Source organism: Serratia sp. KH_031, from assembly GCF_057839655.1.
Genome location: NZ_CM174496.1, coordinates 1,665,148 through 1,686,822, shown reverse-complemented (window position 1 = coordinate 1,686,822; position 21,675 = coordinate 1,665,148). Strand labels below are relative to the sequence as shown.

Sequence of the window (21,675 nt, the reverse complement as noted above, 5' to 3'; positions counted from 1 at the left end):
CCATGGCTTCATTGGTCATTGATGATATTCCAAAAGCAATAAAAACGGTCAAACAGCAATTACGTCAGGCTCTGCCAAACTATCGTGAGGTATTTTTGGCATTGGAAGGCAATATCCGCCAGCAGGTTGAGCAAATCCAACAAGAGTTGGCTAACGGTCAAAACCCGGTGCCGCAACTTGATGCCGAAGATATCTTGCAGCAACGCGTCAGCGAACAACAAAAAGCGTTGATCAAACAACGCGGTGCTTGTGCCATCCGCGGCGTATTCCCACGCGCGAAAGCAGAAGCGTGGAATCAAGAGATCGGTGACTATTTGGAGCGTAATAACTTCGTCGAACGCTTAAAGAGCGCGGCCGAAGATAATTACTTTGGCAAACTGGCCTCCAGCAAACCACAAATTTACGGTATTTACTGGTCAAAAGCGCAAGTGGAAGCACGCCAAGACGCTCGAATGCACGCAGTGCAGGTGTTCCTCAACAGCCTGTGGCAAACGGAAAGTAACGGTAAACAACACTTTGATCCGACTCGTGTTACCACTTATGCCGACCGAACTCGTCGCCGTCCGCCGAACTCCTCTTCTCTCGGCCTGTCACCACACGTCGATAGCGGCACTATCGAACGTTGGTTGGATGAGAATTTCCGCTACGTTTACCGCCACGTGTTTTCTGGCAATTGGCAGCAGTACGATCCTTTTGCCGCCGACGGTCGTACCGAAGTCCGTGAAATCGCGTCGCCAGCGGTATGTTCGATGTTCCGTACTTTCCAAGGCTGGACAGCGCTGACACCGCAGCGCACCAACGCCGGTACGCTGAACCTGATACCTATCGCCAATGCGATGGCCTACGTGTTATTGCGTGCATTGCAGGATGATGTCGCAGATGATGATTTGTGTGACGCCGCACCGGGGCGCGCTTTGTCAGTCTCGGAAAAATGGCATCCCCTTTTATTAAGTGGGATTTCCCCTATTCCAGATTTAGAAGCTGGCGACACCGTATTCTGGCACTGCGACCTGATCCACGCGGTAGAAAACGAGCATAACGGCGAGTTCGATAGCAACGTGATGTACATCGCCGCCGCTCCGGGTTGCGAGAAAAACGACGCTTATCTGCAACGTCAGTTGCCAAGTTTCCTCGATGGCCGCACGCCACCTGATTTTGCCCCAGACGATTTCGAGGTCGATTTTGAAGGCCGCGCCACCGTTGATATTCTGACGCCATTAGGCAAACAGCAGCTCGGTATCAAGTAATACGCCTTTCCCGTGGTGCGCCGCCCGGCCACCACGGCTTATTCATCTCTGTGATATAATTCCGAAATTGATTTGCCGCAGCGAGAGCTACTGTGCACCCTTCGTTCGAAATGCTATTAGCGGTGTTTGATCGCGCCGCCTTGATGTTGATGTGTCTGTTTTTTCTGATCCGCACACGATTGTTCCGCCAACTGCTGCAAAAAGAAGATCACACCCCACTCGAGTTGGGGATAGTGACCGCACTTTTCTCACTGTTTGCCCTTTTCAGTACCTATTCTGGTATCAACGTCGAAGGTTCGCTGGTTAACGTGCGGGTGATTGCCATTATGGCGGGTGGCATCCTATTCGGCCCTTGGGTGGGTATCATCACCGGGGTGATCGCTGGGGTTCACCGCTACTTAATTGATATTGATGGCATTACTTCAATCCCTTGTTTGATTACCAGTATTATTGCCGGTATCAGCGCGGGTTATATCAATCTGAAAGTAAAGAAAGAGCATCGCTGGCGGGTCGGTATTCTTGGTGGCATGTTGTGCGAAACGCTGACAATGCTACTCATTGTGCTGTTGGCGAAACCCACCTCATTGGGTATAGAGATTGTTTCGCAAATCGCACTGCCGATGATCCTCGGCACAGTATGTATCGGTCTGATTGTGTTGCTGGTACAAAGTGTTGAGAATGAAAAAGAAGTGATCGCCGCACGTCAGGCGAAACTGGCACTGGATATTGCCCATAAAACGCTGCCCTACTTCCGTAATATCAACAGCGCATCGCTGACTACCATTTGCGACATCATCCGTCGGGACATCCACGCCGATGCGGTGGCAATTACCGATACCCACCATGTTTTGGCTTATGTTGGCGTCGGTGCCGAACTCTACCCATTGGGGCGTGAAGGCTTGAGCCGGGTGACTCTTGAGAGTATTCAACACGGCAAAATCATCATCAAAAATAATTTGGAGAACCAGAACGCACCGCAAATTCACTCGCAGTTGGTGGTTCCGCTGTGGGAAAAGGGAGAAGTCACGGGTGCGCTGAAAATTTACTATTGCCACGCCCATCAGATCACCAATACGTTAAAGGTGATGGCGGTCGGATTATCGCAGATTATCTCGACGCAAATGGAAGTGTCGCGTATCGAACAGTTGCGCCAAATGGCCGACAAAGCCGAGATGCGTGCACTGCAAAGCAAGATTAACCCGCACTTCTTGTTCAACGCGCTAAACGCTATTTCGTCGTCGATTCGTCTTAATCCAGACACCGCCCGTCAGTTGATCATCAACTTATCGCGCTACCTGCGTTACAACTTAGAACTGAACGATGAGTTGATCGACATCCGCAAAGAATTACACCAAATTCAAGATTATATCGCTATTGAACAGGCGCGCTTTGGTGTCAAACTGACGGTAATTTACGACATTGATGATGACATTGCGGTGCGCATACCCAGCCTGTTAATTCAGCCATTGGTGGAGAACGCGATCGTGCACGGCATTCAGCCGTGTAAAGGCAAAGGCGTGGTGGTTATCGCGGTGAAAGATCGTGGCGATCGGGTGAAAATTTCAGTCAAAGACACCGGAAACGGTATCAGTCAGGAAGTGATTGAACGCGTCGCGCGCAACGAGATGCCCGGCCACAATATCGGTTTGCTGAATGTGCATCACCGCGTCACTCTGCTGTACGGTGAAGGGTTGCATATCCACCGTTTAGAACCCGGTACCGAAATTGCCTTTTACGTCACTAAAAACGGTAGCAAATTGCATCCTGAAAACAGCGTCGAGAAATCGTCATGAAAGCCATTATTGTTGAGGATGAATTCCTCGCTCAGGAAGAGCTGACTTATCTGATCAAGAAACACAGCAACATCCAGATCGAAGCTACTTTTGAAGATGGTTTGGATGTATTGAAATACCTGCAAAACCATCAGGTTGATGCCATCTTTCTCGACATCAATATCCCTTCGTTGGATGGCGTATTGTTGGCACAGAACATCAGCAAATTTGCCCACCGCCCGGCCATCATTTTCATCACCGCTTATAAAGAACATGCGGTAGAAGCGTTCGAAGTGGAAGCCTTTGACTACATTCTCAAGCCTTATCACGAGGCACGCATCGTCACCATGCTGCAAAAACTGGAGGCACAGCACCATCGTCTAACCCGTGCGCAAGAACCCAGCACTCCGGCCAATCGCGGCCAACAGACGATTAACTTGATGAAAGATGAACGGATTATCGTGACCGACATCAACGACATTTATTATGCTGCCGCCGATGAGAAAGTGACACGGGTTTATACCCGTCGTGAAGAATTTGTCATGCCGATGAATATCAGTGAGTTTTACAGCCGCTTACCAGAAGAACATTTTTTCCGCTGCCATCGTTCCTATTGCGTAAATCTGGCAAAAATCCGCGAAATCGTACCTTGGTTCAACAACACCTATATTCTGCGGCTGAGCGAGCTGGATTTTGAAGTGCCGGTCAGCCGCAGCAAGGTTAAAGAATTCCGTAAACTGATGCGTTTATGATCACCAACGTGGCCCACGTTGATAATAGTAGCCCGGTGGAGGTGGCGGCATACGATAATACCGAGGTCCATGCCCTCTACCCGGCGGTGGCCCGTAATAAACGACCCGAGGTGGCGGCGCATAATACACGCGCGGCGGCGGACTATAGTAGTAACCGCGTGGGTAGCGATCTCGCCACCAGCGCGGTTCCCGCCAACGATCACCGTCCCAATAGTTGCCACGATAATCGCGGTCACCAATCTGCAACGACACGCCAGGAACACTGACGTTAAGAGATACCCCAGCATGGCTAACCAGAGGCAACGCTAATAGCGGCGCCAACAACAGACTCAACAACAACAGTGTTTTTTTCATTTTTTGACTCCCACAGAACGAAGCGTCCCGATCGCAGATAAGATAGTTCTCCGCCGATCGCCTCTCTATAGGAAAAGTACGCATTTACGCTACCAAGACGCATCCTTCACAATTTCGCCACAATTACATACATTAAATTCACAATAAATGATTGATATTATTGATGTAGATCACAGGCCACTCGGTGCATTTGACGGTGTTTTATGGCGAAAAATGGCAACTCACGCCTTTGTGATGGCAATTCATTCCTCCTGAACGGCAACTCATGCCCAATCTGCGCGGCGTCAGTGGCAGCAACCCTATAATAAGCCCATACCACGGGGCTTTCAGATTCACCCCATCAATTTTCGCAAGACGCACAGGAAGGAGACCGGCCATGAACACCAAACCGGCAAATCGCAGTTTAATCGTTCTCGGTACCATTATCTGTCAGATGGGTTTAGGCACCATTTATACCTGGAGCCTATTCAACCAACCCTTGGTTGATAAATTCCATTGGGGATTGGGTGATGTTGCCACCACTTTCTCCATCACCAGCTTCTTCCTCGCCTTCGCGACACTGTTTGCCGGTAAATTGCAGGAACGTTTCGGTATCCGCAACCTGACACTGTTCTCCGGCGTTTTGGTGGGTTTAGGGCTGATTGCTAGCGCCCACGTTAGTTCACTGGATATGATTTATCTGCTGGCCGGTGTGGTGGTCGGTTTCGCCGTTGGTATTGCCTACATCTCTACCCTTTCCAACCTGATCAAATGGTTCCCAGCCAACAAAGGGCTGATTTCAGGGATTTCGGTCGGTGCCTTCGGTAGCGGTAGCCTGTTGTTCAAATACGTTAATGCCGCGCTGATCGCAGATGCTGGTGTCTCTGCCGCCTTCTTCTACTGGGGTGTGATTGTGATGGCGTTGATCGTGCTGGGTTCACTGTTATTGAGAGAGCCCGCCATCACCACCCGCTCCGCGCAACGTTCACAGAGTAATGACTTCAGCGTTCGTCAGATGCTGGCAACCAAAGAAGCTTATCTGCTGTTCGCCATCTTCTTCTCTGCCTGTATGAGTGGTTTGTATCTGATTGGTATTGTGAAGGATATGGGCGTTCAACTGGCAGGAATGGATGTCGCCACCGCAGCGAACACCGTTTCCGCAGTCGCTATCTTCAACACTGCTGGTCGTATCATCCTTGGTACGCTGTCAGATAAAGTCGGCCGGATGCGCGTTATCAGCTTCACCATGTTGGTGACTGTATTAGCGATTGTCGCTCTGAGCGTTTTCACCTTGAGCCATACGCTGTTCTTCATCTGTGTCGGCGCGGTTGCCTTCTGCTTCGGCGGTAACATCACCGTGTTCCCAGCGATTGTGGGTGACTTCTTCGGTCTGAAAAACCACAGCAAAAACTACGGCATCATCTATCAAGGTTTTGGTCTGGGTGCGCTGGCCGGTTCGTTCATCGCCAACTACTTCGGTGGTTTCCACGCCACCTTCATCGTGATGGGTGTGCTGTCTGCGTTGTCGCTGCTGATTACCTTGTTCATCAAAGCGCCCGCTTCCGCTGAACAGGAAGAAGAAAGCAACGAGCCACTGGTATTGGCGACGGCAAAACACAGTTAATTGATTGAAAAGAAAAGGGACGCAGCCTACCGGTTGCGTCCCTTTTTCTATTTAACGGTTTTAAATATGCATGCCCAAGGTTTGACGTAAGTGAGCGCCAGCGCCCAATAACCCCGGTTGGGCATGGGTAATCATAAATACCGGGATCGGCTGTACATATTCTTTAAAACGCCCTTTATCTTCAAAAGCCGCCCGGAAACCCGAGGCTTTGAAAAACTCCATAAAGCGCGGCACGATGCCACCCGCAATATATACGCCGCCGAAAGTCCCTAAGTTCAGTGCCAAGTTGCCACCAAAGCGCCCCATAATCACGCAGAACAACGACAACGCCCGACGGCAATCGATGCAACTATCCGCCAATGCACGTTCGGTAATGTCCTTTGGTGCCCATTTTTCCGGCACACGCTCATCAGCTTTAACAATCGCTCGATACAGGTTCACTAAGCCAGGCCCCGACAACACCCGCTCGGCAGAGACATGGCCCACTTCACCACGTAGCACTTCCAGAATGATCGCTTCTTCTTCACTGTTCGGTGCAAAATCCACATGGCCACCTTCACCCGGCAGGCTCACCCAGCGTCGATTGACGTGCACCAAATGCGCGACACCTAATCCGGTACCTGCGCCATAAACGGCGATCGGTTTGTCCTTTTGTGCTGCTTCGCCGCCAAATTGAATGACGTCGCTTTCACCCAACATCGGGATCGCCATCGAAACCGCCGTGAAATCATTAATCACTTCCAGATGGTTCAGCCCCAGACTTTCCTTCATTTGCTGAATAGAAAATGCCCAAGTATGGTTGGTCATAGCGACCCAATCCTCCGTGACAGGACAAGCAATGGCGATACAAGCATCCAGTACCTGAATAGAATGCTCTTGCAGATATTGGCGAATTACCGCCTCCAGACTGTCGAACTCCAAGCCGGAATAGGTTTTCGCTTGGGTTAACTCACCCGTTGCAACAGTGCACAGCGCCAGGCGAGCATTAGTGCCGCCAACATCACCCACGAGGGCATAGGTCATCAGAACTTTCTCCGCGAAATCGAATAATAGAAAACTGCCCACACTGTAAAATCCCATCGTGAAAACAACAATCGCCATCCATAATGCAGCCATTCAATAGCGATCTAGCTCACAAAAAATCGGTTCAGCAGGCAATTTAGAAATAAATTGCGGCAAAAAAACGCGCGTTTAACGCTATGAACTGGAACAATGCGTTGGCAAAATTATCCATTCGCCACTAGCGTTGCTTGGCACACCAAAAGCATAAGCCGTAATTGACTCTTTCCCCCTGCCTTGCAGGGTACTTATTGACAAGGGATCCCTGCATGTTGCATCCGCGCGCTAATACTATGTTGGCTTTTGCTTTGCCTGCCATCGTGATTGGCTCCGCCTCCAGCCTGGTTTTGATACTGTTGATGAAGATCGCCAGTATGATGCAAAACATTCTGTGGGTGAATATTCCGGCACTATTGAACATTAGCACCCAATCCCCTTGGTGGACGCTCAGCATCCTGACGCTAACCGGTATCGCTGTCGGTTTGATCATCCGTTACATGCCGGGGCACGCAGGTCCCGATCCCGCGACTGAATCGTTGATTGGTATGCCAGTGCCGCTTTCTGCAGTACCCGGTTTGGGGTTAGCGTTGATGGTGGGCCTGGCGGGCGGCGTGAGTCTCGGGCCAGAAAACCCAATCACTGCCATTAATATTGCGCTAGCCGTCGCGCTGGGCTCGCGTTTGTTGCCTAAAGTCCCGCAGATGGATTGGATTATTCTGGCCGCCGCCGGCACTATTGGCGCGTTATTCGGCACACCGGTTGCCGCCGCGTTGATCTTCTCACAAACCCTAGGCGGTGATAACGAGGTGCCGTTGTGGGATCGCCTGTTCGCACCGCTACTGGCCGCCGCTGCTGGCGCGGTCACTACCCAGGTATTCTTCACGCCAGATTTCACTTTAAAGCTCGAGGCCTATAACGTCACTCATTTGACCGACGTATTTAGCGGCTCGATTGTGACACTGATTGCTATCGTTTTGGGCATGGCGGCATTGTGGTGCTTCCCGCGAGTCCATCGCTGGTTCCACTCACTCAAAAATCCGGTGCTCATGCTAGGGCTGGGTGGTTTTATTCTTGGCATTTTAGGTGTGATCGGCGGTGACATTACCTTGTTCAAAGGTTTGGATGAGATGAAACAACTCGCCACCAGCGATAGCTTCTCCGTCACCTCATTAACCGTGATCACCCTGACCAAACTCGCCGCACTGGTGATTGCCGCCGCTTGTGGCTTCCGCGGCGGGCGTATTTTCCCGGCAGTGTTTATTGGTGTAGCACTGGGGTTAATGTTGCATGAGCACGTCCCAGCGGTGCCTGCGGCGATCACCGTGTCCTGCGCTATTATGGGCTTGGTGTTGGTCGTCACTCGCGATGGTTGGCTCAGCCTGTTTATGGCCGTTGCCGTCGTGCCCGAACTGCATTTACTGCCGGTTTTATGCATCGTGATGTTGCCAGCCTGGCTAGTGTTGGCTGGCAAACCATTGATGATGGTGAATAAGCGAAACGATTAACTCAGCGCATAATCTGCGGCAGCGCGAGCATGGATTGCGGTGGTATCGAATACCGGTACCGTCGCGTCTTCAGCGCCGACGAGCAGACCAATCTCGGTGCAGCCAAAAATAATGCCCTTCGCGCCCTGCTGTTCCAACTTACTGATAATGCGTCGGTACTCTTCCCGTGATTCTGGCAGAATTTTCCCCAAGCACAGCTCTTGATAGATGATACGGTGAACAATTTCACGATCACCTTCGTCTGGCGTTACCACCTCAATATCGAACTTATCTTGCAAACGCCCGCGGTAGAAATCCTGCTCCATGGTGAAACGCGTACCCAGTAAGCCCACTCGCGCTATTTGCTGTTGCTTTACTTGCAACGCGGTGGCGTCAGCGATATGCACTAGCGGCAATCCACAGGCTTGCTCCACGACATCGGCCACTTTATGCATAGTATTGGTACAAATGACGATTGCTTCAGCGCCTGCGGCACCTAATGAGACGGCAGCCGCCGCCAATAAACGCCCAGCACCGTCCCAATCGCCCTGATGCTGCAAGCGTTCCACTTCTTGGAAATCAACGCTATACAGCACAATTTTAGCCGAATGCAGCCCACCGAGTTGTTGCTTCACCTGTTCATTGATCATGCGGTAATAAGGGATGGTCGACTCCCAACTCATTCCGCCTAACAATCCTAAAACTTTCATTTTATACTCCCGGCTTGGCTGCTCTGTTTTCGACACATTACCTTATTTCACCGCGAGGCGCGTGGCAAACCAGCGTTGACGCAAAGTGTCGTATGCCCAGTTATAAACTAGGGTGTACGGCAAGAAGAACAGGAAGAAACCCAGCTCCAACATAAAGGCCTGTACAAAATCGATGTTCAAAATCCACGCGGCGACCGGTACGCCGATCAAAATAAAGCCAGCTTCAAAGCCTACTGCGTGCAAACTACGCACTTTGACGTTACGTTCCACACGGCTCACAGGCCACAGACGGTCAAAGATCGCGTTATAAATAATGTTCCACAACATCGCTACGCTAGACAGTGCGATGGCCAAAGTACCGACTTGAACCATTGAACGGTTCAATAACCATGCGCCCACCGGGGCACAAATCATCACGGCAATCGCTTCAAACCCCACCGCGTGGACGATACGTTCAACTAAAGACTTGTTTTGCAGTTGCATAAATCACCTAATTTTTCACTTTTATTGGGAAAGCGAGGTGATTATTATCGATTTTTTGCGTAGATTAAAACTAGATCCCATCGATAAAGTAGATACATCATGCGTTACTCGCCTGAAGCCTTGTTGGCATTTGTTGAAGCCGCGGCACTGGGTTCGTTCTCTGCCGCCGCACGTAAATTACGTAAAAGCCAGTCCACCATCAGCACCGCCATTGCTAATCTGGAAGCCGACCTGGGGATTGTGTTGTTTGATCGCCAGTCACGCCATCCGGTGCTGACGTCTGCTGGCAGGAAAGTGCTAGGCCACGTCGAAGAGATCCTTGCCGCCAGTGAACGGTTGGACGCCTTAAGCATCCGACTGGCTGACAATGTCGAACCCTGTTTGACCATCGTTTTTTCCGATACTTACCAACCCACCCATCACGACAACCTGATGAAACACTTCGAACAGCGTTATCAAGATATTGAGCTGGAATGCATGATTGCAGAAGATCATGATGTGTTGGATCTACTGCAAATTGGCCGTGCGCATGTAGGAATGGTAGCGGTACAGCCCAGCTACCCGCCGGACATCGCCGTAGCACGTTTACCGGAAAAAACCGAAATGGGGCTGTTTGTTGCTGCGGAGCATCCGCTGGCGAAAATGCCGGAAGTGACTCAGGCGCACCTCGCCAGTAATCGTCAGCTTTATTTGAACACCTTTACCGGCCGCCGCGAGCTCAAACCACAAGGTTTGGTTTGGTCAGCACCGAGTTATCTAATGCTGTTAGAAATGGCGGAGCAAGGATTTGGTTGGGCGGAACTGCCACACTGGTTAGTACAACAATATGGTCAAAATAAGCTGGTTGAGCTGCAACCTCGCGGCTGGCCAAGATTGGTTTCTGTCGATGCGGTTTGGTCAAAATTAACCCCGCCGGGGCCAGCGGGGCAATGGTTATTGGACAAATTACTGAAAGATGCCACCACTCAGGCGGCGGCATTACGCGAATGAATCGCCCGCGACAGCGCGCCGAGTAGCTCAGGAAAATCCATTTTCGGTAATACCACTTCAATAAACGCCAGTTGCGAGCTATTCCCCACGTCTTGTAAAGCTTGTCGCAACTCTTCGGGTTCACTGGCACGCAAGGTTTTCACCTGATGCTTACCAGCCAACGCCTGCGGTAATAACGCCCAGTTCCATTGAGCAATATCGTTATAACGCTGTTCCTCACCGTGGATAGCCCGTTCGATGGTATATCCTTCATTATTTAGCAAGAAAATGATGGGGTGCAAACCATCACGCAGCATCGAACCCAGTTCCTGCATGGTGAGTTGCGCTGCGCCATCACCAATCAGCAGCAATACACGCCGATTCGGTTCAGCCGTTTGTGCGCCAAAGGCCGCCGGTAGGGTATAACCGATCGAGCCCCACAATGATTGCACAATAAACTGGCAGCCTTTTGGCAACGTTAAAGCGGCGGCGCCAAAACAGGCCGTCCCTTGGTCAGCGATGACGATATCACCCGGCTGCAAAAAGTCCTGCATTTGCTGCCAAAAGACGGCTTGTCCCAATCCGAAACCCTGAGCTTCCGGTAACGGTGGATGTTGTACCACCGACTGTTGCCATTGTTTTGCCAACGATAAGGTTAACTGGTGCAAGCCTTTCACTGCCTCACGCATTGGGATCGGGCTGAATGTTTGCTGCCCGATCCGCGCTTCAATAGGTTGTATATCAATACATTTTTCGCTGGGGATATTTTGGCTGAAACCGGCGGTAATCGTATCGATGTAGCGAACGCCTACGGTAATCACCACATCAGTATTTTCAATCCATTGCTTCACCCTTGAATCACTCGCTGCGCCGGAATACGTACCGGTGAAATAAGGGTGGCCCTCATCCAACACACCTTTACCCAACAATAAAGTGGAATGAGGAATATTCACCTCGTCCATCCATTGGTTCAACACATCATCGGCGGCAAAGCGCTCGGCGAGAAAATCAGCCAGTAAAGAAACGCGATGTGCGGCTTGTAGTTTCTCTTTGGCGGCGGCAAGAAAGGCTTGCAACGCGTCGGTTGAAAGACTCGGTTGAGGCAACATCAACGGTGCAGGGCGTGATACCAAGGGTGCTTCTGCCACATCACTCGGCAAACGCAAATACACCGGGCGACGTTCCGACAGTGCAATCGTCAGCAAGCGGTCAATTTCAACCTCTGCATTACTGGCGGTTAAATCGGCTTGTGCCGCCGTGACTTCCGCCGCCATGCGTGCGAAATGACTAAAATCGCCATCGCCAAGAGAGTGATGCAACAATTCCCCTGCCTGTTGGGCGCGAAGGGCTGGCGTTCCTACCACATGGATCACGGGTAAATACTCGGCATAACTCCCAGCGATACCGTTAATCGCACTCAATTCGCCGACGCCAAAGGTCGTCAATAACACCGCGGCAGGTTTACAACGTGCATAACCATCAGCAGCATAGGCCGCATTCAGTTCATTCGCACAACCGACCCACGCAATCTCCTTATGAGCGATGACATGATCAAGGAATTGCAGGTTGTAATCACCGGGCACGCCAAAAAAATGCCGGATACCAATCTGGGCTAAACGATCAAGGAGGTAGTCGGCCACCGTATAATTGTTGCTCATGATGATTACCTGCATAAGGTAGGAATATTAGTATTAAGTATTAGTGGAGTTGGGTAAATTTCGAGCTTTATCATTAAAAACCCGCTGGAAACCTTGCGTTACATCTGTGCACTGTTGGAAAGCAAATGACGAAACTAATAAGTCAGACTAATAATGTCAGGCGTCACCACGTGAGCCGGCACACTGGCAGCATCAGTGAAAACGTATACACTGAAATTCGTTTTCCCTTATTTGCTGCGAAGGAATGATATGTCTTACCAAGCAAACAGTCGCCGTTATCAGAGCATGGAATATCGCCGCTGCGGGCGCAGTGGCCTAAAACTTCCCGCCGTCTCACTGGGTTTATGGCATAACTTTGGTGATGCCACGCTGTATGACAATGCACGTAGCCTGATCCTGCGCGCCTTCGATCTAGGGATTACCCATTTCGATTTGGCCAATAACTATGGCCCACCGCCGGGCTCCGCCGAGGAGAACTTCGGCCGCATCCTAAAAAGCGATTTAACGCCTTACCGTGATGAACTGATTGTTTCTTCTAAAGCGGGTTACACCATGTGGCCAGGCCCTTATGGTGACTGGGGTTCGAAAAAGTATCTGGTCGCCAGCCTGAATCAAAGCCTGCGTCGTATGGGTTTGGATTATGTCGATATTTTCTATCATCACCGCCCCGATCCAGAGACGCCGTTAGAAGAAACCATGGCGGCGCTCGATCTATTGGTACGCCAGGGTAAAGCACTGTACATCGGGCTTTCCAACTATCCAGCAGAGCGAGCACAGCAAGCATTTCGCATTTTGCAGCAACTCGGAACGCCTTGTGTGATCCACCAACCCAAATATTCGCTATTTGAGCGTTGGGTTGAACCTGAGTTACTCGATACATTAGAAGAAAACGGCGTTGGCTCGATTGCGTTCTCCCCGCTAGCGGGAGGGTTGCTGACTGACCGTTATCTAGCGGGTATTCCTCAAGATTCTCGTATTGCCAGCAGTAGCCAATTCTTGCAGCCCGATCAACTCACCGAAAGCAAATTGGACAAAATTCGGCAACTTAATCAACTGGCACAGCAGCGCGGGCAAAAACTGTCGCAAATGGCGCTCGCGTGGGTGCTACGCAATCACCGCGTCACCTCAGTATTAATCGGTGCCAGTAAAACCAGCCAGATTGACGATGCTGTTGGTATGCTGGAGAAGCAAGATTTCAGCACCGAAGAACTCACGTTGATCGACAAGATTTTAGTGTAATCGATTACAAATCGCCGTTAACGCAAATTTAGCGGCGCTCCTACCGTTCAGATAAATCCTGAATTATCAATCCCGCTTATTTTTAAGAGTGGCACTCAGAGGCAAATGCTGTCACTACCGATAACATCTCGTTATAGAAAGTGATAAAGACAATAAGGCTGATTTATATACCGATGAACGAACTTCGGTATCAGCCAAGGAGACAGCATGTTTAAACCTCTGCTACTGGCTGCTGTGTTAGCAGCCACCATGATACCTGTCGCACAGCAGGCTCAGGCTGATAGCCTCAATATCGATCTGATGCCCGGAGTTTCATTACGTATTGGCGATCAAGACGATCGCGGCAACTACTGGGACGGTTACGACTGGCGCGATCGTGACTGGTGGGAAGGACATCGTGGACGCGACTTGGGCGACCGTAATCGCCGGGGTTATTACTGGGATGGCTACCGTTGGCGCGATGACGACTACTGGCGTCGCTACTATTATTACGATGATGGTCGCTACCGCAAAATCGATAAACATGACTACAAGAAATACAAACATAAGCACAAACATCATGATCACGATGATGATGATGACTACGACGATTAATCCCCCTGAGCCGACATAACGTCGGCTCGTTTTTTATCCCCCCCTCCTCTGTTATACCGCAAGAGTTATCCCCTAAGCGGCTTACGGACAAATCCTAGGTAAAATCGCCGTTATCCCACCGATACCACTTGAGTTGAAGATAAATAGTCGATGAAATCGCTTCAGCCAACAACAAAAATGCCACAAAAACACTAAACTTATTAACGAATTGCTTTTTCTGCGCCAACGCAACATTTTGGGATGATCCCGACGATTAATTTCAATATTTGCACGTGAAGTCTCGTTTTTAAATGAGCCGTTACATAAAATGACATCCGAAATTCAGCCTGCCTCATATTTGGAGCAAACATGTCCCATATCGCGCACTTTGCGTTAGCGTTAGTGGTGGTTGCGGTCTTGGCATTATTGGTATGCCGCGATCGCAAAAGCATCCGCATTCGCTATGTTATTCAGTTGTTGGTTATTGAAGTGTTACTGGCCTATTTCTTCCTGAACTCGGAAGCAGGTTTAGGCTTTGTAAAAGGGTTCGCCGGTTTGTTCGACAAACTGCTCGGATTCGCCGCTCAAGGGACGGATTTTGTATTCGGGGGCATGGGTGACAAAGGCTTGGCATTCTTCTTCTTGAAAGTGCTATGCCCAATCGTCTTTATTTCTGCGCTGATCGGTATTCTGCAATACATCAAAGTACTGCCGTTTATCATCAAAATCATCGGTACCGTTCTGTCTAAAGTGAACGGTATGGGCAAGCTGGAATCGTTTAACGCCATCAGCTCCCTGATCCTCGGTCAGTCTGAAAACTTCATTGCCTATAAAGATACCCTTGGCAAGATGTCAGAAAAACGCATGTACACCATGGCCGCTACCGCGATGTCGACCGTTTCAATGTCGATCGTCGGTGCTTACATGACCATGCTGGATGCCAAGTTTGTCGTGGCAGCCCTGGTTCTGAATATGTTCAGCACCTTTATCGTGCTGTCGCTGGTCAACCCTTACGACACCAGTAAAGAAGAAGAACTGCATCTGGGCAATCTGCACGAAGGCCAGAGCTTCTTTGAAATGCTGGGTGAATACATTCTGGCTGGCTTTAAAGTGGCGATTATCGTTGCGGCTATGCTGATTGGTTTCATTGCTTTGATCGCCGCCTTGAATGGCCTGTTCAGCGCCGTATTCGGTATGAGCTTCCAAGAAATGCTCGGCTACGTGTTCTATCCATTCGCTTGGATTATGGGGATTCCTCAGAACGAAGCGTTGCAGGTGGGCAGTATCATGGCAACCAAACTGGTTTCCAACGAATTCGTGGCAATGATGGAAGTACAGAAAATTGCTACCGAACTCTCACCACGTAGCCTGGGTATTCTGTCCGTATTCTTGGTGTCCTTCGCTAACTTCTCTTCCATCGGTATCGTAGCCGGTGCTATCAAAGGGTTGAACGAACATCAAGGTAACGTGGTTTCACGCTTCGGTCTGAAACTGGTTTACGGCTCTACCCTCGTCAGCATCTTGTCTGCGTCTATCGCAGGGCTGGTATTGGGTTAATCGGTTATAAAACATGATGAAAGGTCGCTTCGGCGGCCTTTTTTGTTGCCGCAAGCCAGCGTCTAATTGCTGGTTAGTGCAGCGTCCAATTGCTGGTTAGCATGATTAACGTAATAAGTTCAGATGGATGCTTAATGAAAAATGAATAGCAAAAAGCCGACACTAAGGTCGGCTTCTTAAATGATGGTGGAGCTAGACGGGATCGAACCGTCGACCTCTTGCATGCCATGCAAGCGCTCTCCCAGCTGAGCTATAGCCCCACAAAATGTGGTACGCATTAACCGGCGTTACGGTAAAACCAACCTTTCTGAGATAAAGATTGGTGGAGCTAGACGGGATCGAACCGTCGACCTCTTGCATGCCATGCAAGCGCTCTCCCAGCTGAGCTATAGCCCCATATCACAATCACTTTGTGCTGTGAACGGGGCGCATAATATGAAACCCAGGAAATCCTGTCAACGGCTAAATCGAATAACTCGATCAAGCGCTGAAAAAGCCGTCAGATCAGGGTGTTTAATACTAAAAAACCGACAATAACAGTGAAGTTAGATCATAAAAAAACCCCACGAATCACTCTGCAGGGTTTTATTCATTCAGGCCAGTTATTATGCTTGCGCTTCACGCTCAGCAATATAAGCCAGCGCCTGATCGATACGCTTCAGGGAGCGAGCTTGCCCGATAGCGTGCACGGTAACGTCCATACCCGGCGATTGACCTGCGCCAGTCACGGCGACACGCAATGGCATACCGACTTTACCCATCCCCACACTCAGCTCATCTGCGGTGCCCTGAATGGCGTCGTGCACGTTTTCTGGCGTCCAGCTAGTAATCGCCGCCAATTTGGCACGAACTGCTTCCAGCGGCTGGCGCGCAACCGGACGCAGGTGTTTCTTCGCAGCATCGGCATCAAACTCGCTGAAATCCTGATAGAAGTAGTGGCAAGACTCCGCCATTTCTTTCAGGGTTTTGCAACGCTCGCCCAGCAATTTGACGATATCTTTCAGTTCAGGGCCGTTGCGGGTTTCAATCCCTTGCTGTTCAACGTGCCATGCCAAGTACACCGCCACTTCTTCTGCTGGCATATGGTTGATGTAATGATGGTTCAACCATTGCAACTTCTCGGTATTGAACGCACTGGCAGACTTGCTGACCGCATCCAACGCAAAGAACTGAATCATCTCTTCAATAGAGAAAATTTCCTGATCGCCATGAGACCACCCCAAACGCACCAGATAGTTCAGCAATGCCTGTGGCAGATAACCATCATCACGATACTGCATCACACCAACTGCACCATGGCGTTTAGACAGTTTTTGACCGTCATCCCCCAGAATCATCGACACGTGCGCATATTCTGGCACTGGAGCACCCAGCGCTTTCAGGATGTTGATTTGACGTGGCGTGTTGTTGATATGGTCTTCACCACGAATAACGTGAGTGATTTCCATATCCCAGTCATCAATGACTACGCAGAAGTTATAAGTCGGAGAACCATCGGTACGACGGATAATCAGATCGTCCAGTTCTTGGTTGCTAAACTCGATCGGTCCACGAATCTGATCGTTGAAGATCACTGAACCTTCTTGTGGGTTACTAAAACGCACCACGTGCGGCTCATCGGCAGTGTGGCTGCATTGGCTGTTACGGCAATGACCGTCGTAACGCATTTTTTCGCCATTCGCCTTCTGTTGATCGCGCAGATCGTCCAAACGCTGTTTTGAGCAGTAGCAACGATAAGCGGTGCCCTGCTCTAACATTTCGCTAATCACCGCGTTATAGCGATCGAAACGTTTGGTTTGATAATACGGGCCCTCATCCCAATTCAAATTCAACCAGTTCATGCCATCCATAATGGCGTCGATCGCACCCTGAGTTGAGCGTTCCAGATCGGTATCTTCGATACGCAACACGAACTCACCGCCAGCGTGACGGCTGAACAACCAGGAATACAACGCGGTACGCGCACCGCCGACATGCAGGTAGCCAGTTGGGCTTGGTGCAAAACGGGTTTTGATTTTCATTGGAACACTGCCTTATTACGCAAATCTGGTCAGCTTGTGCCGACTTTTGCTTGGAATGGAAATAAAGTGGGCGTCATTGTATCACTACGCGCTAATTCCTCAACGCTGACGCCGTATTGCCTGCGGTTATTTCCAGATAATTGCGGCCAGTTTCGCAGTTAAATGGGCAAACAATCATCGTCATTGATGATAAAATTCTCATCCTGACTAAAATTGCGGCGAACGATTGAAATCATTTTAAAAATCGTTGACTCACTTTCAACTATCCCTATAATGCGACTCCAACAAGACGGGGCGATTAGCTCAGTTGGTAGAGCATCTCCTTTACACGGAGGGGGTCGGCGGTTCGAGCCCGTCATCGCCCACCATCTTGTTGAGCAATGAAGTTAGAGAAATGAGGGTGATTAGCTCAGTTGGTAGAGCATCTCCTTTACACGGAGGGGGTCGGCGGTTCGAGCCCGTCATCACCCACCACTCTTTCTCCGATAACATTGCAGCTTGGAAGTCCTGAAGTGGGTGATTAGCTCAGTTGGTAGAGCATCTCCTTTACACGGAGGGGGTCGGCGGTTCGAGCCCGTCATCACCCACCACTTCAATCGATTTTCATAGCACATCAAATCAGTGGGTCGTTAGCTCAGTTGGTAGAGCAGTTGACTTTTAATCAATTGGTCGCAGGTTCGAATCCTGCACGACCCACCACTTCTAGAAGTACCTCAGCACCGATACCCAAACTTCAAATATCACATACTGCACGATGTCGTGCGGGATGAGAACCTGCGTTCAGGTTCGAGCCGAGCGAAGCGAGACGACAACGCGCAGCGTTGCCCGCAGGGTGAGGCGAAGCCGAATCAATCCTGCACGAATAGCTCCGCACTATCACTCCACTATCTACCCATCTTTTTCCCTATTTTTCCTTACACCCACAAAAAAGCACTGTCGCCAGCACCTTTCTCCGTCATCATCCAACCCTGAACAATCTAACTCCCCAGCGTCGCGCCACCATCAATCACCACATCCTGCATCGTGATATGGCTCGCTTTCTCCGACGCTAGGAACAAAATCATCTCAGTCACTTCACGCGGCTGAGCGATTTTCCCTAATGGAATGCCCAATTTAAACTGTTCAGGGAAACCATTAATCGTCTTTTGCTCACCCGTTTCATCCAACCACATTCCACGCTGCATCGGCGTATTGGTCGAGCCGGGTGAAACCAGATTACAGCGCACACCGAACGGCGCCATTTCCAACCCCACCGTCAAACACAGACTCCGCAATGCCACTTTAGAAGCGCAATACGCTGCCATACCGACACGAGGTACATGCGCCGCATTGGAGGCGATACTGACAATCGCACCCCGTTCTTGGCGACGAAACACAGGCAATGTATGCCGAAACAGATTAAACGCCCCGCCCGCATTAACGTTCAGACAAGCCAACCAATCGGCACTGCTGGTTTCATCGGCCAACCCCATACGCAGAATTCCTGCGCCGTTAACCAATACGTCCAGTTCATCGTGATCCGCCAACAAGCGTCCACAAACCCGATCGACCGCATCACTATCAGCAATATCCAGCACTTGGCATTGGAAGGGATAATCCGTTGCAGAATCAAAATGTTGATCGAAACCAATCACCACCGCACCCGCCAGCACAAAGCGCCGTGCCGTTTCCAAGCCGATCCCCGCCCCTGCACCAGTCACCCAAACGCGTTGGTCGCTAAAATCCCAATCGCTCATGAATTCTTCCCTTCAGACAGCAACGCCCACCAACTATCAATGGTCGGGTTCTTCGCCAATGCAATGAAATCAATATCACCACGGATCTTGCGCCAACGGGTTGCCAACTCCATGATGCGAACTGAATCCAGACCGTAATCGATCAGGTTTTCGTCATCGCCCATGTCTTCGCAGTCATCGTCCAGCAGCGGCAAAATCATCTGGCGCAGCGCTTGTTTGTTGGTAATCCCCGGCAACAAATCCGCCGTTGTCACCACTCGGCCACAACGCCCGGCGGTATAACGCAGCGCCATCAAATGCTCATCACGAGAGAAATCGGCTAAACCATCCGCCACCATAAATGGTTGAATGTTACGCATGAAGGCATCGATGGCGGTGGTCATGCAGCCGATATGAGCATAAACCCCGCAAATGATCAGTTGATCTCGCCCAGACTCCTGCAAAATTTCCTGTAGCGGCGAGCGATGGAACGCGCTGTAACGCCACTTCACCAATACGGTGTCATCTTCTTCTGGTGCCAATGCGGCCACAACAGCCTGTTGCTCTGGATGTTTATTTAACCCCGGCCCCCACATGTCGTTCAGCAACGCCCGATCTTCATCACTTTGCTGATTTGGCTGCGCGGTATAAAACACCGGAATACCTTGCGATTTACAGTAACGACGCAAATTGGCGATGTTCTCCACCACTTGCTTAATCAGCGGGCTCTCCTCGCCCCAAAAGTTGAGGAAGTATTGCTGCATATCGTGGATCAACAACGCCGCACGTTGCGGTTCTACCGTCCAACTGACTTTATTGGTAGGGAGTTCTGCCTGAGTAGGCAACGCGTAATCGTTCAGTTTTGGAATAGCCATGATTTATTCTCCCTGTGCCAATTGTTGGCGCAGTAATTTCTTGTCTACTTTGCCGACCGCCGTCAGCGGCAAGGTTGCAACCTGAATAAAGCGGTCGGGCAATTTGAATTCGGCAATGCCTTGCTCACGCAGGTGGCGTCGTAACACCACCGCTTTTAGCGCACTCGTAGCAATCACATAGGCGCAACTTTTTTCACCCATCAACGCATCCGGCATGGAAACCAATGCGGCGTTAATCACTGCCGGGTGACGTAATAGCAGATTCTCGATCTCTTCAGCGGCGATCTTCTCGCCACCTCGATTGATCTGATCTTTTTGCCGCCCTTCTACTTTGACGTAACCCTCTTCGGTCAGACTGATCAGATCGCCAGAGCAGTAAAAACCTTCGGCATCAAAGGCGCTGGCGTTGTGTTCTGAGCTTTGGTAATAACCGCGGAAGGTGTACGGGCCACGGGTCATCAATCGCCCTACCTCTCCCACTGGCAGCGAATTGCCGTCATCATCGGCGACCCACAGCTCATCGTCCGGCGACATTGGGCAGCCCTGTGTGGTGAGAATATGCTGTTCGTCATCATCCAAACGGGTGTAGTTCACCAACCCTTCCGCCATGCCGAAGACCTGTTGCAACTGACAACCGATCTCCGCGGGAATACGTGCAGCCAGTGCTTCGCCCAGTTTGGCACCACCGACCTGCAATAACTGAAGGCTCGCCAGTGGCGCATTACTGCCCCACTCTTCAATCGCTTGTAACCACAGAGTGACCGCTGGAGGCACCAACGCCGTCACGTTAATCTGATGTTGTTCTATCAGTCGGAAGCACTGCGTCGCATCGGGATCGGTGGCGAACACCGTCAACCCAGCCGCGTAGAACACCCCCAGCACACCCGGTGAACTCATCGGATAGTTATGGGCCACCGGCAATGCACACAAATAGCGGGTTTGATGATCGAAACGGCAAATCTCTACGCTACGGCGAATGCTGTAGTAATAATCATTGTGAGTTCGAGGGATCAGCTTCGGCGTACCGGTACTGCCACCCGAAAGTTGGAAGAACGCCACTTGATCCGCGGCACTTGGCGTAGCGGTAAAACCATCACAGTCCTCGGTCAACCAAGCGGCTAACGACGCTTCTTGGTTCAGCAGACCAACTAAACGTAATGAAGGATGTTGCTGACGAAAATCCGTTAGGAAATCATCATTGGCAAACAGAGTATGTTGACGGTCGGCAATCAGCAACGAGGGTTTAATCTGCGCCGCATAAGCGTTTAGCTCATTACGTTGATGACTAAATAAGGCGTTGACCGGTGCCACCCCAATCTTCAGTAGCGCGAAGAACACCACGTAAAATTCAACGATATTCCCCAATTGCACCAGAGCGGTATCACCGGGCTGAATACCGCGACGCAGTAGCGCTGCCGCCAGGCAGTCAGAGCGTAAATCTAATTGGCGGTAACTCAGGCTTTGCTGTGCATCAGTCAACGCAATGGCGTCGTTTTCTGCTTGTCGGCTCAGGATGTCGGTGAGTGGTTTATCAATCCAATAACCACGTTCGCGATAGCAGCGGGCAAATGCCTCCGGCCAAGGGGTAAAAGCAATACTCATAA

18 protein-coding genes, 6 tRNA genes and 1 other RNA gene are annotated in these 21,675 nt (G+C 50.5%); 14 read left to right on the top strand and 11 right to left on the bottom strand.

Annotated elements, in window-relative coordinates; genetic code table 11:
- Window positions 1-2 precede the first annotated feature (2 nt).
- From AC3ISQ_RS07475 to AC3ISQ_RS07465, 3 genes are all read left to right on the top strand, one after another.
- A complete protein-coding gene (locus AC3ISQ_RS07475) occupies window positions 3-1,247 on the top strand; it encodes a DUF1479 domain-containing protein (RefSeq protein ID WP_489351951.1) in 1,245 nt (414 codons plus the stop codon).
- Between the two features lie 110 nt (window positions 1,248-1,357).
- Window positions 1,358-3,040, top strand: a complete 1,683-nt coding sequence (locus AC3ISQ_RS07470; protein ID WP_489353172.1) for a LytS/YhcK type 5TM receptor domain-containing protein — start codon at window positions 1,358-1,360, stop codon at window positions 3,038-3,040.
- Entirely contained in the window at window positions 3,037-3,771 is a 735-nt protein-coding gene (locus tag AC3ISQ_RS07465) for a LytR/AlgR family response regulator transcription factor (protein ID WP_489351949.1), read from the top strand. The genes AC3ISQ_RS07470 and AC3ISQ_RS07465 overlap by 4 nt, the downstream gene beginning before the upstream one ends.
- Here AC3ISQ_RS07465 and AC3ISQ_RS07460 read toward each other — a convergent pair whose 3' ends face one another.
- Window positions 3,772-4,125: a DUF2502 domain-containing protein gene (locus AC3ISQ_RS07460; RefSeq protein WP_489351947.1), complete on the bottom strand. Its 354-nt coding sequence runs from the start codon at window positions 4,123-4,125 to the stop codon at window positions 3,772-3,774.
- A 376-nt stretch (window positions 4,126-4,501) separates the two neighbouring features.
- Between AC3ISQ_RS07460 and AC3ISQ_RS07455 the strand changes: the two genes are divergently transcribed.
- Complete coding sequence (locus AC3ISQ_RS07455) at window positions 4,502-5,728, top strand: L-lactate MFS transporter (RefSeq protein ID WP_489351945.1); 1,227 nt, start codon at window positions 4,502-4,504, stop codon at window positions 5,726-5,728.
- Between the two features lie 60 nt (window positions 5,729-5,788).
- Here AC3ISQ_RS07455 and glk read toward each other — a convergent pair whose 3' ends face one another.
- Complete coding sequence (gene glk / locus AC3ISQ_RS07450) at window positions 5,789-6,751, bottom strand: glucokinase (RefSeq protein ID WP_489351943.1); 963 nt, start codon at window positions 6,749-6,751, stop codon at window positions 5,789-5,791.
- A 305-nt stretch (window positions 6,752-7,056) separates the two neighbouring features.
- On the opposite strand from glk, the gene AC3ISQ_RS07445 reads away from it, so the two are divergent.
- Complete coding sequence (locus AC3ISQ_RS07445) at window positions 7,057-8,292, top strand: ion channel protein (protein WP_489351941.1); 1,236 nt, start codon at window positions 7,057-7,059, stop codon at window positions 8,290-8,292.
- Here AC3ISQ_RS07445 and AC3ISQ_RS07440 read toward each other — a convergent pair.
- Complete coding sequence (locus tag AC3ISQ_RS07440) at window positions 8,289-8,981, bottom strand: aspartate/glutamate racemase family protein (protein WP_489351939.1); 693 nt, start codon at window positions 8,979-8,981, stop codon at window positions 8,289-8,291. The genes AC3ISQ_RS07445 and AC3ISQ_RS07440 overlap by 4 nt on opposite strands.
- 42 nt (window positions 8,982-9,023) lie before the next feature.
- On the bottom strand, window positions 9,024-9,464 hold the full coding sequence (locus tag AC3ISQ_RS07435; RefSeq protein WP_489351937.1) for a multidrug/biocide efflux PACE transporter: 441 nt from the start codon (window positions 9,462-9,464) through the stop codon (window positions 9,024-9,026).
- Between the two features lie 99 nt (window positions 9,465-9,563).
- Here AC3ISQ_RS07435 and AC3ISQ_RS07430 point away from each other — a divergent pair, with 99 nt between their 5' ends.
- Window positions 9,564-10,454 (top strand): LysR family transcriptional regulator, encoded by an 891-nt coding sequence (locus tag AC3ISQ_RS07430; RefSeq protein WP_489351935.1) that lies wholly within the window; start codon window positions 9,564-9,566, stop codon window positions 10,452-10,454.
- Here the strand turns inward: AC3ISQ_RS07430 and AC3ISQ_RS07425 are convergent.
- Window positions 10,430-12,091, bottom strand: a complete 1,662-nt coding sequence (locus AC3ISQ_RS07425) for an alpha-keto acid decarboxylase family protein (protein ID WP_489351933.1) — start codon at window positions 12,089-12,091, stop codon at window positions 10,430-10,432. The genes AC3ISQ_RS07430 and AC3ISQ_RS07425 overlap by 25 nt on opposite strands.
- A gap of 249 nt (window positions 12,092-12,340) precedes the next feature.
- On the opposite strand from AC3ISQ_RS07425, the gene mgrA reads away from it, so the two are divergent.
- The 3 genes from mgrA (at window position 12,341) to AC3ISQ_RS07410 (ending at window position 15,460) form a co-directional block, all read left to right on the top strand.
- Window positions 12,341-13,330, top strand: a complete 990-nt coding sequence (mgrA, locus tag AC3ISQ_RS07420; RefSeq protein WP_489351931.1) for an L-glyceraldehyde 3-phosphate reductase — start codon at window positions 12,341-12,343, stop codon at window positions 13,328-13,330.
- A 207-nt stretch (window positions 13,331-13,537) separates the two neighbouring features.
- A complete protein-coding gene (locus tag AC3ISQ_RS07415) occupies window positions 13,538-13,924 on the top strand; it encodes a DUF2502 domain-containing protein (protein ID WP_489351929.1) in 387 nt (128 codons plus the stop codon).
- Window positions 13,925-14,272: 348 nt separating this feature from the next.
- Window positions 14,273-15,460: a NupC/NupG family nucleoside CNT transporter gene (locus tag AC3ISQ_RS07410; protein ID WP_489351927.1), complete on the top strand. Its 1,188-nt coding sequence runs from the start codon at window positions 14,273-14,275 to the stop codon at window positions 15,458-15,460.
- 184 nt (window positions 15,461-15,644) lie between these two features.
- On the opposite strand, the gene AC3ISQ_RS07405 is transcribed toward AC3ISQ_RS07410, so the two are convergent.
- The 3 genes from AC3ISQ_RS07405 to gltX all read right to left on the bottom strand — a co-directional run bounded on the left by AC3ISQ_RS07405 (window position 15,645) and on the right by gltX (window position 17,481).
- A tRNA-Ala gene (locus AC3ISQ_RS07405) sits at window positions 15,645-15,720 on the bottom strand.
- Between the two features lie 60 nt (window positions 15,721-15,780).
- A tRNA-Ala gene (locus AC3ISQ_RS07400) sits at window positions 15,781-15,856 on the bottom strand.
- A 209-nt stretch (window positions 15,857-16,065) separates the two neighbouring features.
- Window positions 16,066-17,481 carry a glutamate--tRNA ligase gene (gltX, locus tag AC3ISQ_RS07395; protein WP_489351925.1) on the bottom strand — a complete coding sequence of 472 codons (1,416 nt, stop codon included), beginning with the start codon at window positions 17,479-17,481 and terminating at the stop codon, window positions 16,066-16,068.
- 292 nt (window positions 17,482-17,773) lie between these two features.
- On the opposite strand from gltX, the gene AC3ISQ_RS07390 reads away from it, so the two are divergent.
- From AC3ISQ_RS07390 to AC3ISQ_RS07370, 5 genes are all read left to right on the top strand, one after another.
- Window positions 17,774-17,849: transfer RNA gene (locus AC3ISQ_RS07390), tRNA-Val, on the top strand.
- Window positions 17,850-17,879: 30 nt separating this feature from the next.
- Window positions 17,880-17,955: transfer RNA gene (locus AC3ISQ_RS07385), tRNA-Val, on the top strand.
- A gap of 40 nt (window positions 17,956-17,995) precedes the next feature.
- A tRNA-Val gene (locus AC3ISQ_RS07380) sits at window positions 17,996-18,071 on the top strand.
- 33 nt (window positions 18,072-18,104) lie between these two features.
- A tRNA-Lys gene (locus tag AC3ISQ_RS07375) sits at window positions 18,105-18,180 on the top strand.
- Window positions 18,181-18,226: 46 nt separating this feature from the next.
- A non-coding RNA gene (locus tag AC3ISQ_RS07370) (RtT sRNA) lies at window positions 18,227-18,350 on the top strand.
- 108 nt (window positions 18,351-18,458) lie between these two features.
- Here the strand turns inward: AC3ISQ_RS07370 and dhbA are convergent.
- Genes dhbA through AC3ISQ_RS07355 form a run of 3 tightly spaced genes read right to left on the bottom strand, consistent with a single transcriptional unit; the run spans window position 18,459 to window position 21,673 of the window.
- Window positions 18,459-19,217, bottom strand: coding sequence for a 2,3-dihydro-2,3-dihydroxybenzoate dehydrogenase (gene dhbA / locus AC3ISQ_RS07365; RefSeq protein WP_489351923.1), 759 nt, complete (start codon window positions 19,215-19,217; stop codon window positions 18,459-18,461).
- Window positions 19,214-20,071 carry an isochorismatase family protein gene (locus tag AC3ISQ_RS07360; protein WP_489351921.1) on the bottom strand — a complete coding sequence of 286 codons (858 nt, stop codon included), beginning with the start codon at window positions 20,069-20,071 and terminating at the stop codon, window positions 19,214-19,216. Before AC3ISQ_RS07360 ends, dhbA begins: the two co-directional genes overlap by 4 nt.
- A gap of 3 nt (window positions 20,072-20,074) precedes the next feature.
- Window positions 20,075-21,673: a (2,3-dihydroxybenzoyl)adenylate synthase gene (locus AC3ISQ_RS07355; RefSeq protein ID WP_489351919.1), complete on the bottom strand. Its 1,599-nt coding sequence runs from the start codon at window positions 21,671-21,673 to the stop codon at window positions 20,075-20,077.
- Between the last annotated feature and the right edge of the window lie 2 nt (window positions 21,674-21,675).

Bases quoted from the DNA above. Each gene is read 5' to 3' on its own strand.
- AC3ISQ_RS07415 (WP_489351929.1), top strand. From the start codon at position 13,538: ATGTTTAAACCTCTGCTACTGGCTGCTGTGTTAGCAGCCACCATGATA.
- AC3ISQ_RS07425 (WP_489351933.1), bottom strand. From the start codon at position 12,091: ATGAGCAACAATTATACGGTGGCCGACTACCTCCTTGATCGTTTAGCC.
- AC3ISQ_RS07360 (WP_489351921.1), bottom strand. From the start codon at position 20,071: ATGGCTATTCCAAAACTGAACGATTACGCGTTGCCTACTCAGGCAGAA.
- glk (WP_489351943.1), bottom strand. From the start codon at position 6,751: ATGACCTATGCCCTCGTGGGTGATGTTGGCGGCACTAATGCTCGCCTG.
- AC3ISQ_RS07460 (WP_489351947.1), bottom strand. From the start codon at position 4,125: ATGAAAAAAACACTGTTGTTGTTGAGTCTGTTGTTGGCGCCGCTATTA.
- AC3ISQ_RS07475 (WP_489351951.1), top strand. From the start codon at position 3: ATGGCTTCATTGGTCATTGATGATATTCCAAAAGCAATAAAAACGGTC.
- mgrA (WP_489351931.1), top strand. From the start codon at position 12,341: ATGTCTTACCAAGCAAACAGTCGCCGTTATCAGAGCATGGAATATCGC.
- AC3ISQ_RS07455 (WP_489351945.1), top strand. From the start codon at position 4,502: ATGAACACCAAACCGGCAAATCGCAGTTTAATCGTTCTCGGTACCATT.
- gltX (WP_489351925.1), bottom strand. From the start codon at position 17,481: ATGAAAATCAAAACCCGTTTTGCACCAAGCCCAACTGGCTACCTGCAT.
- AC3ISQ_RS07430 (WP_489351935.1), top strand. From the start codon at position 9,564: ATGCGTTACTCGCCTGAAGCCTTGTTGGCATTTGTTGAAGCCGCGGCA.
- AC3ISQ_RS07435 (WP_489351937.1), bottom strand. From the start codon at position 9,464: ATGCAACTGCAAAACAAGTCTTTAGTTGAACGTATCGTCCACGCGGTG.
- AC3ISQ_RS07410 (WP_489351927.1), top strand. From the start codon at position 14,273: ATGTCCCATATCGCGCACTTTGCGTTAGCGTTAGTGGTGGTTGCGGTC.
- AC3ISQ_RS07355 (WP_489351919.1), bottom strand. From the start codon at position 21,673: ATGAGTATTGCTTTTACCCCTTGGCCGGAGGCATTTGCCCGCTGCTAT.
- AC3ISQ_RS07445 (WP_489351941.1), top strand. From the start codon at position 7,057: ATGTTGCATCCGCGCGCTAATACTATGTTGGCTTTTGCTTTGCCTGCC.
- AC3ISQ_RS07470 (WP_489353172.1), top strand. From the start codon at position 1,358: ATGCTATTAGCGGTGTTTGATCGCGCCGCCTTGATGTTGATGTGTCTG.
- AC3ISQ_RS07440 (WP_489351939.1), bottom strand. From the start codon at position 8,981: ATGAAAGTTTTAGGATTGTTAGGCGGAATGAGTTGGGAGTCGACCATC.
- AC3ISQ_RS07465 (WP_489351949.1), top strand. From the start codon at position 3,037: ATGAAAGCCATTATTGTTGAGGATGAATTCCTCGCTCAGGAAGAGCTG.
- dhbA (WP_489351923.1), bottom strand. From the start codon at position 19,217: ATGAGCGATTGGGATTTTAGCGACCAACGCGTTTGGGTGACTGGTGCA.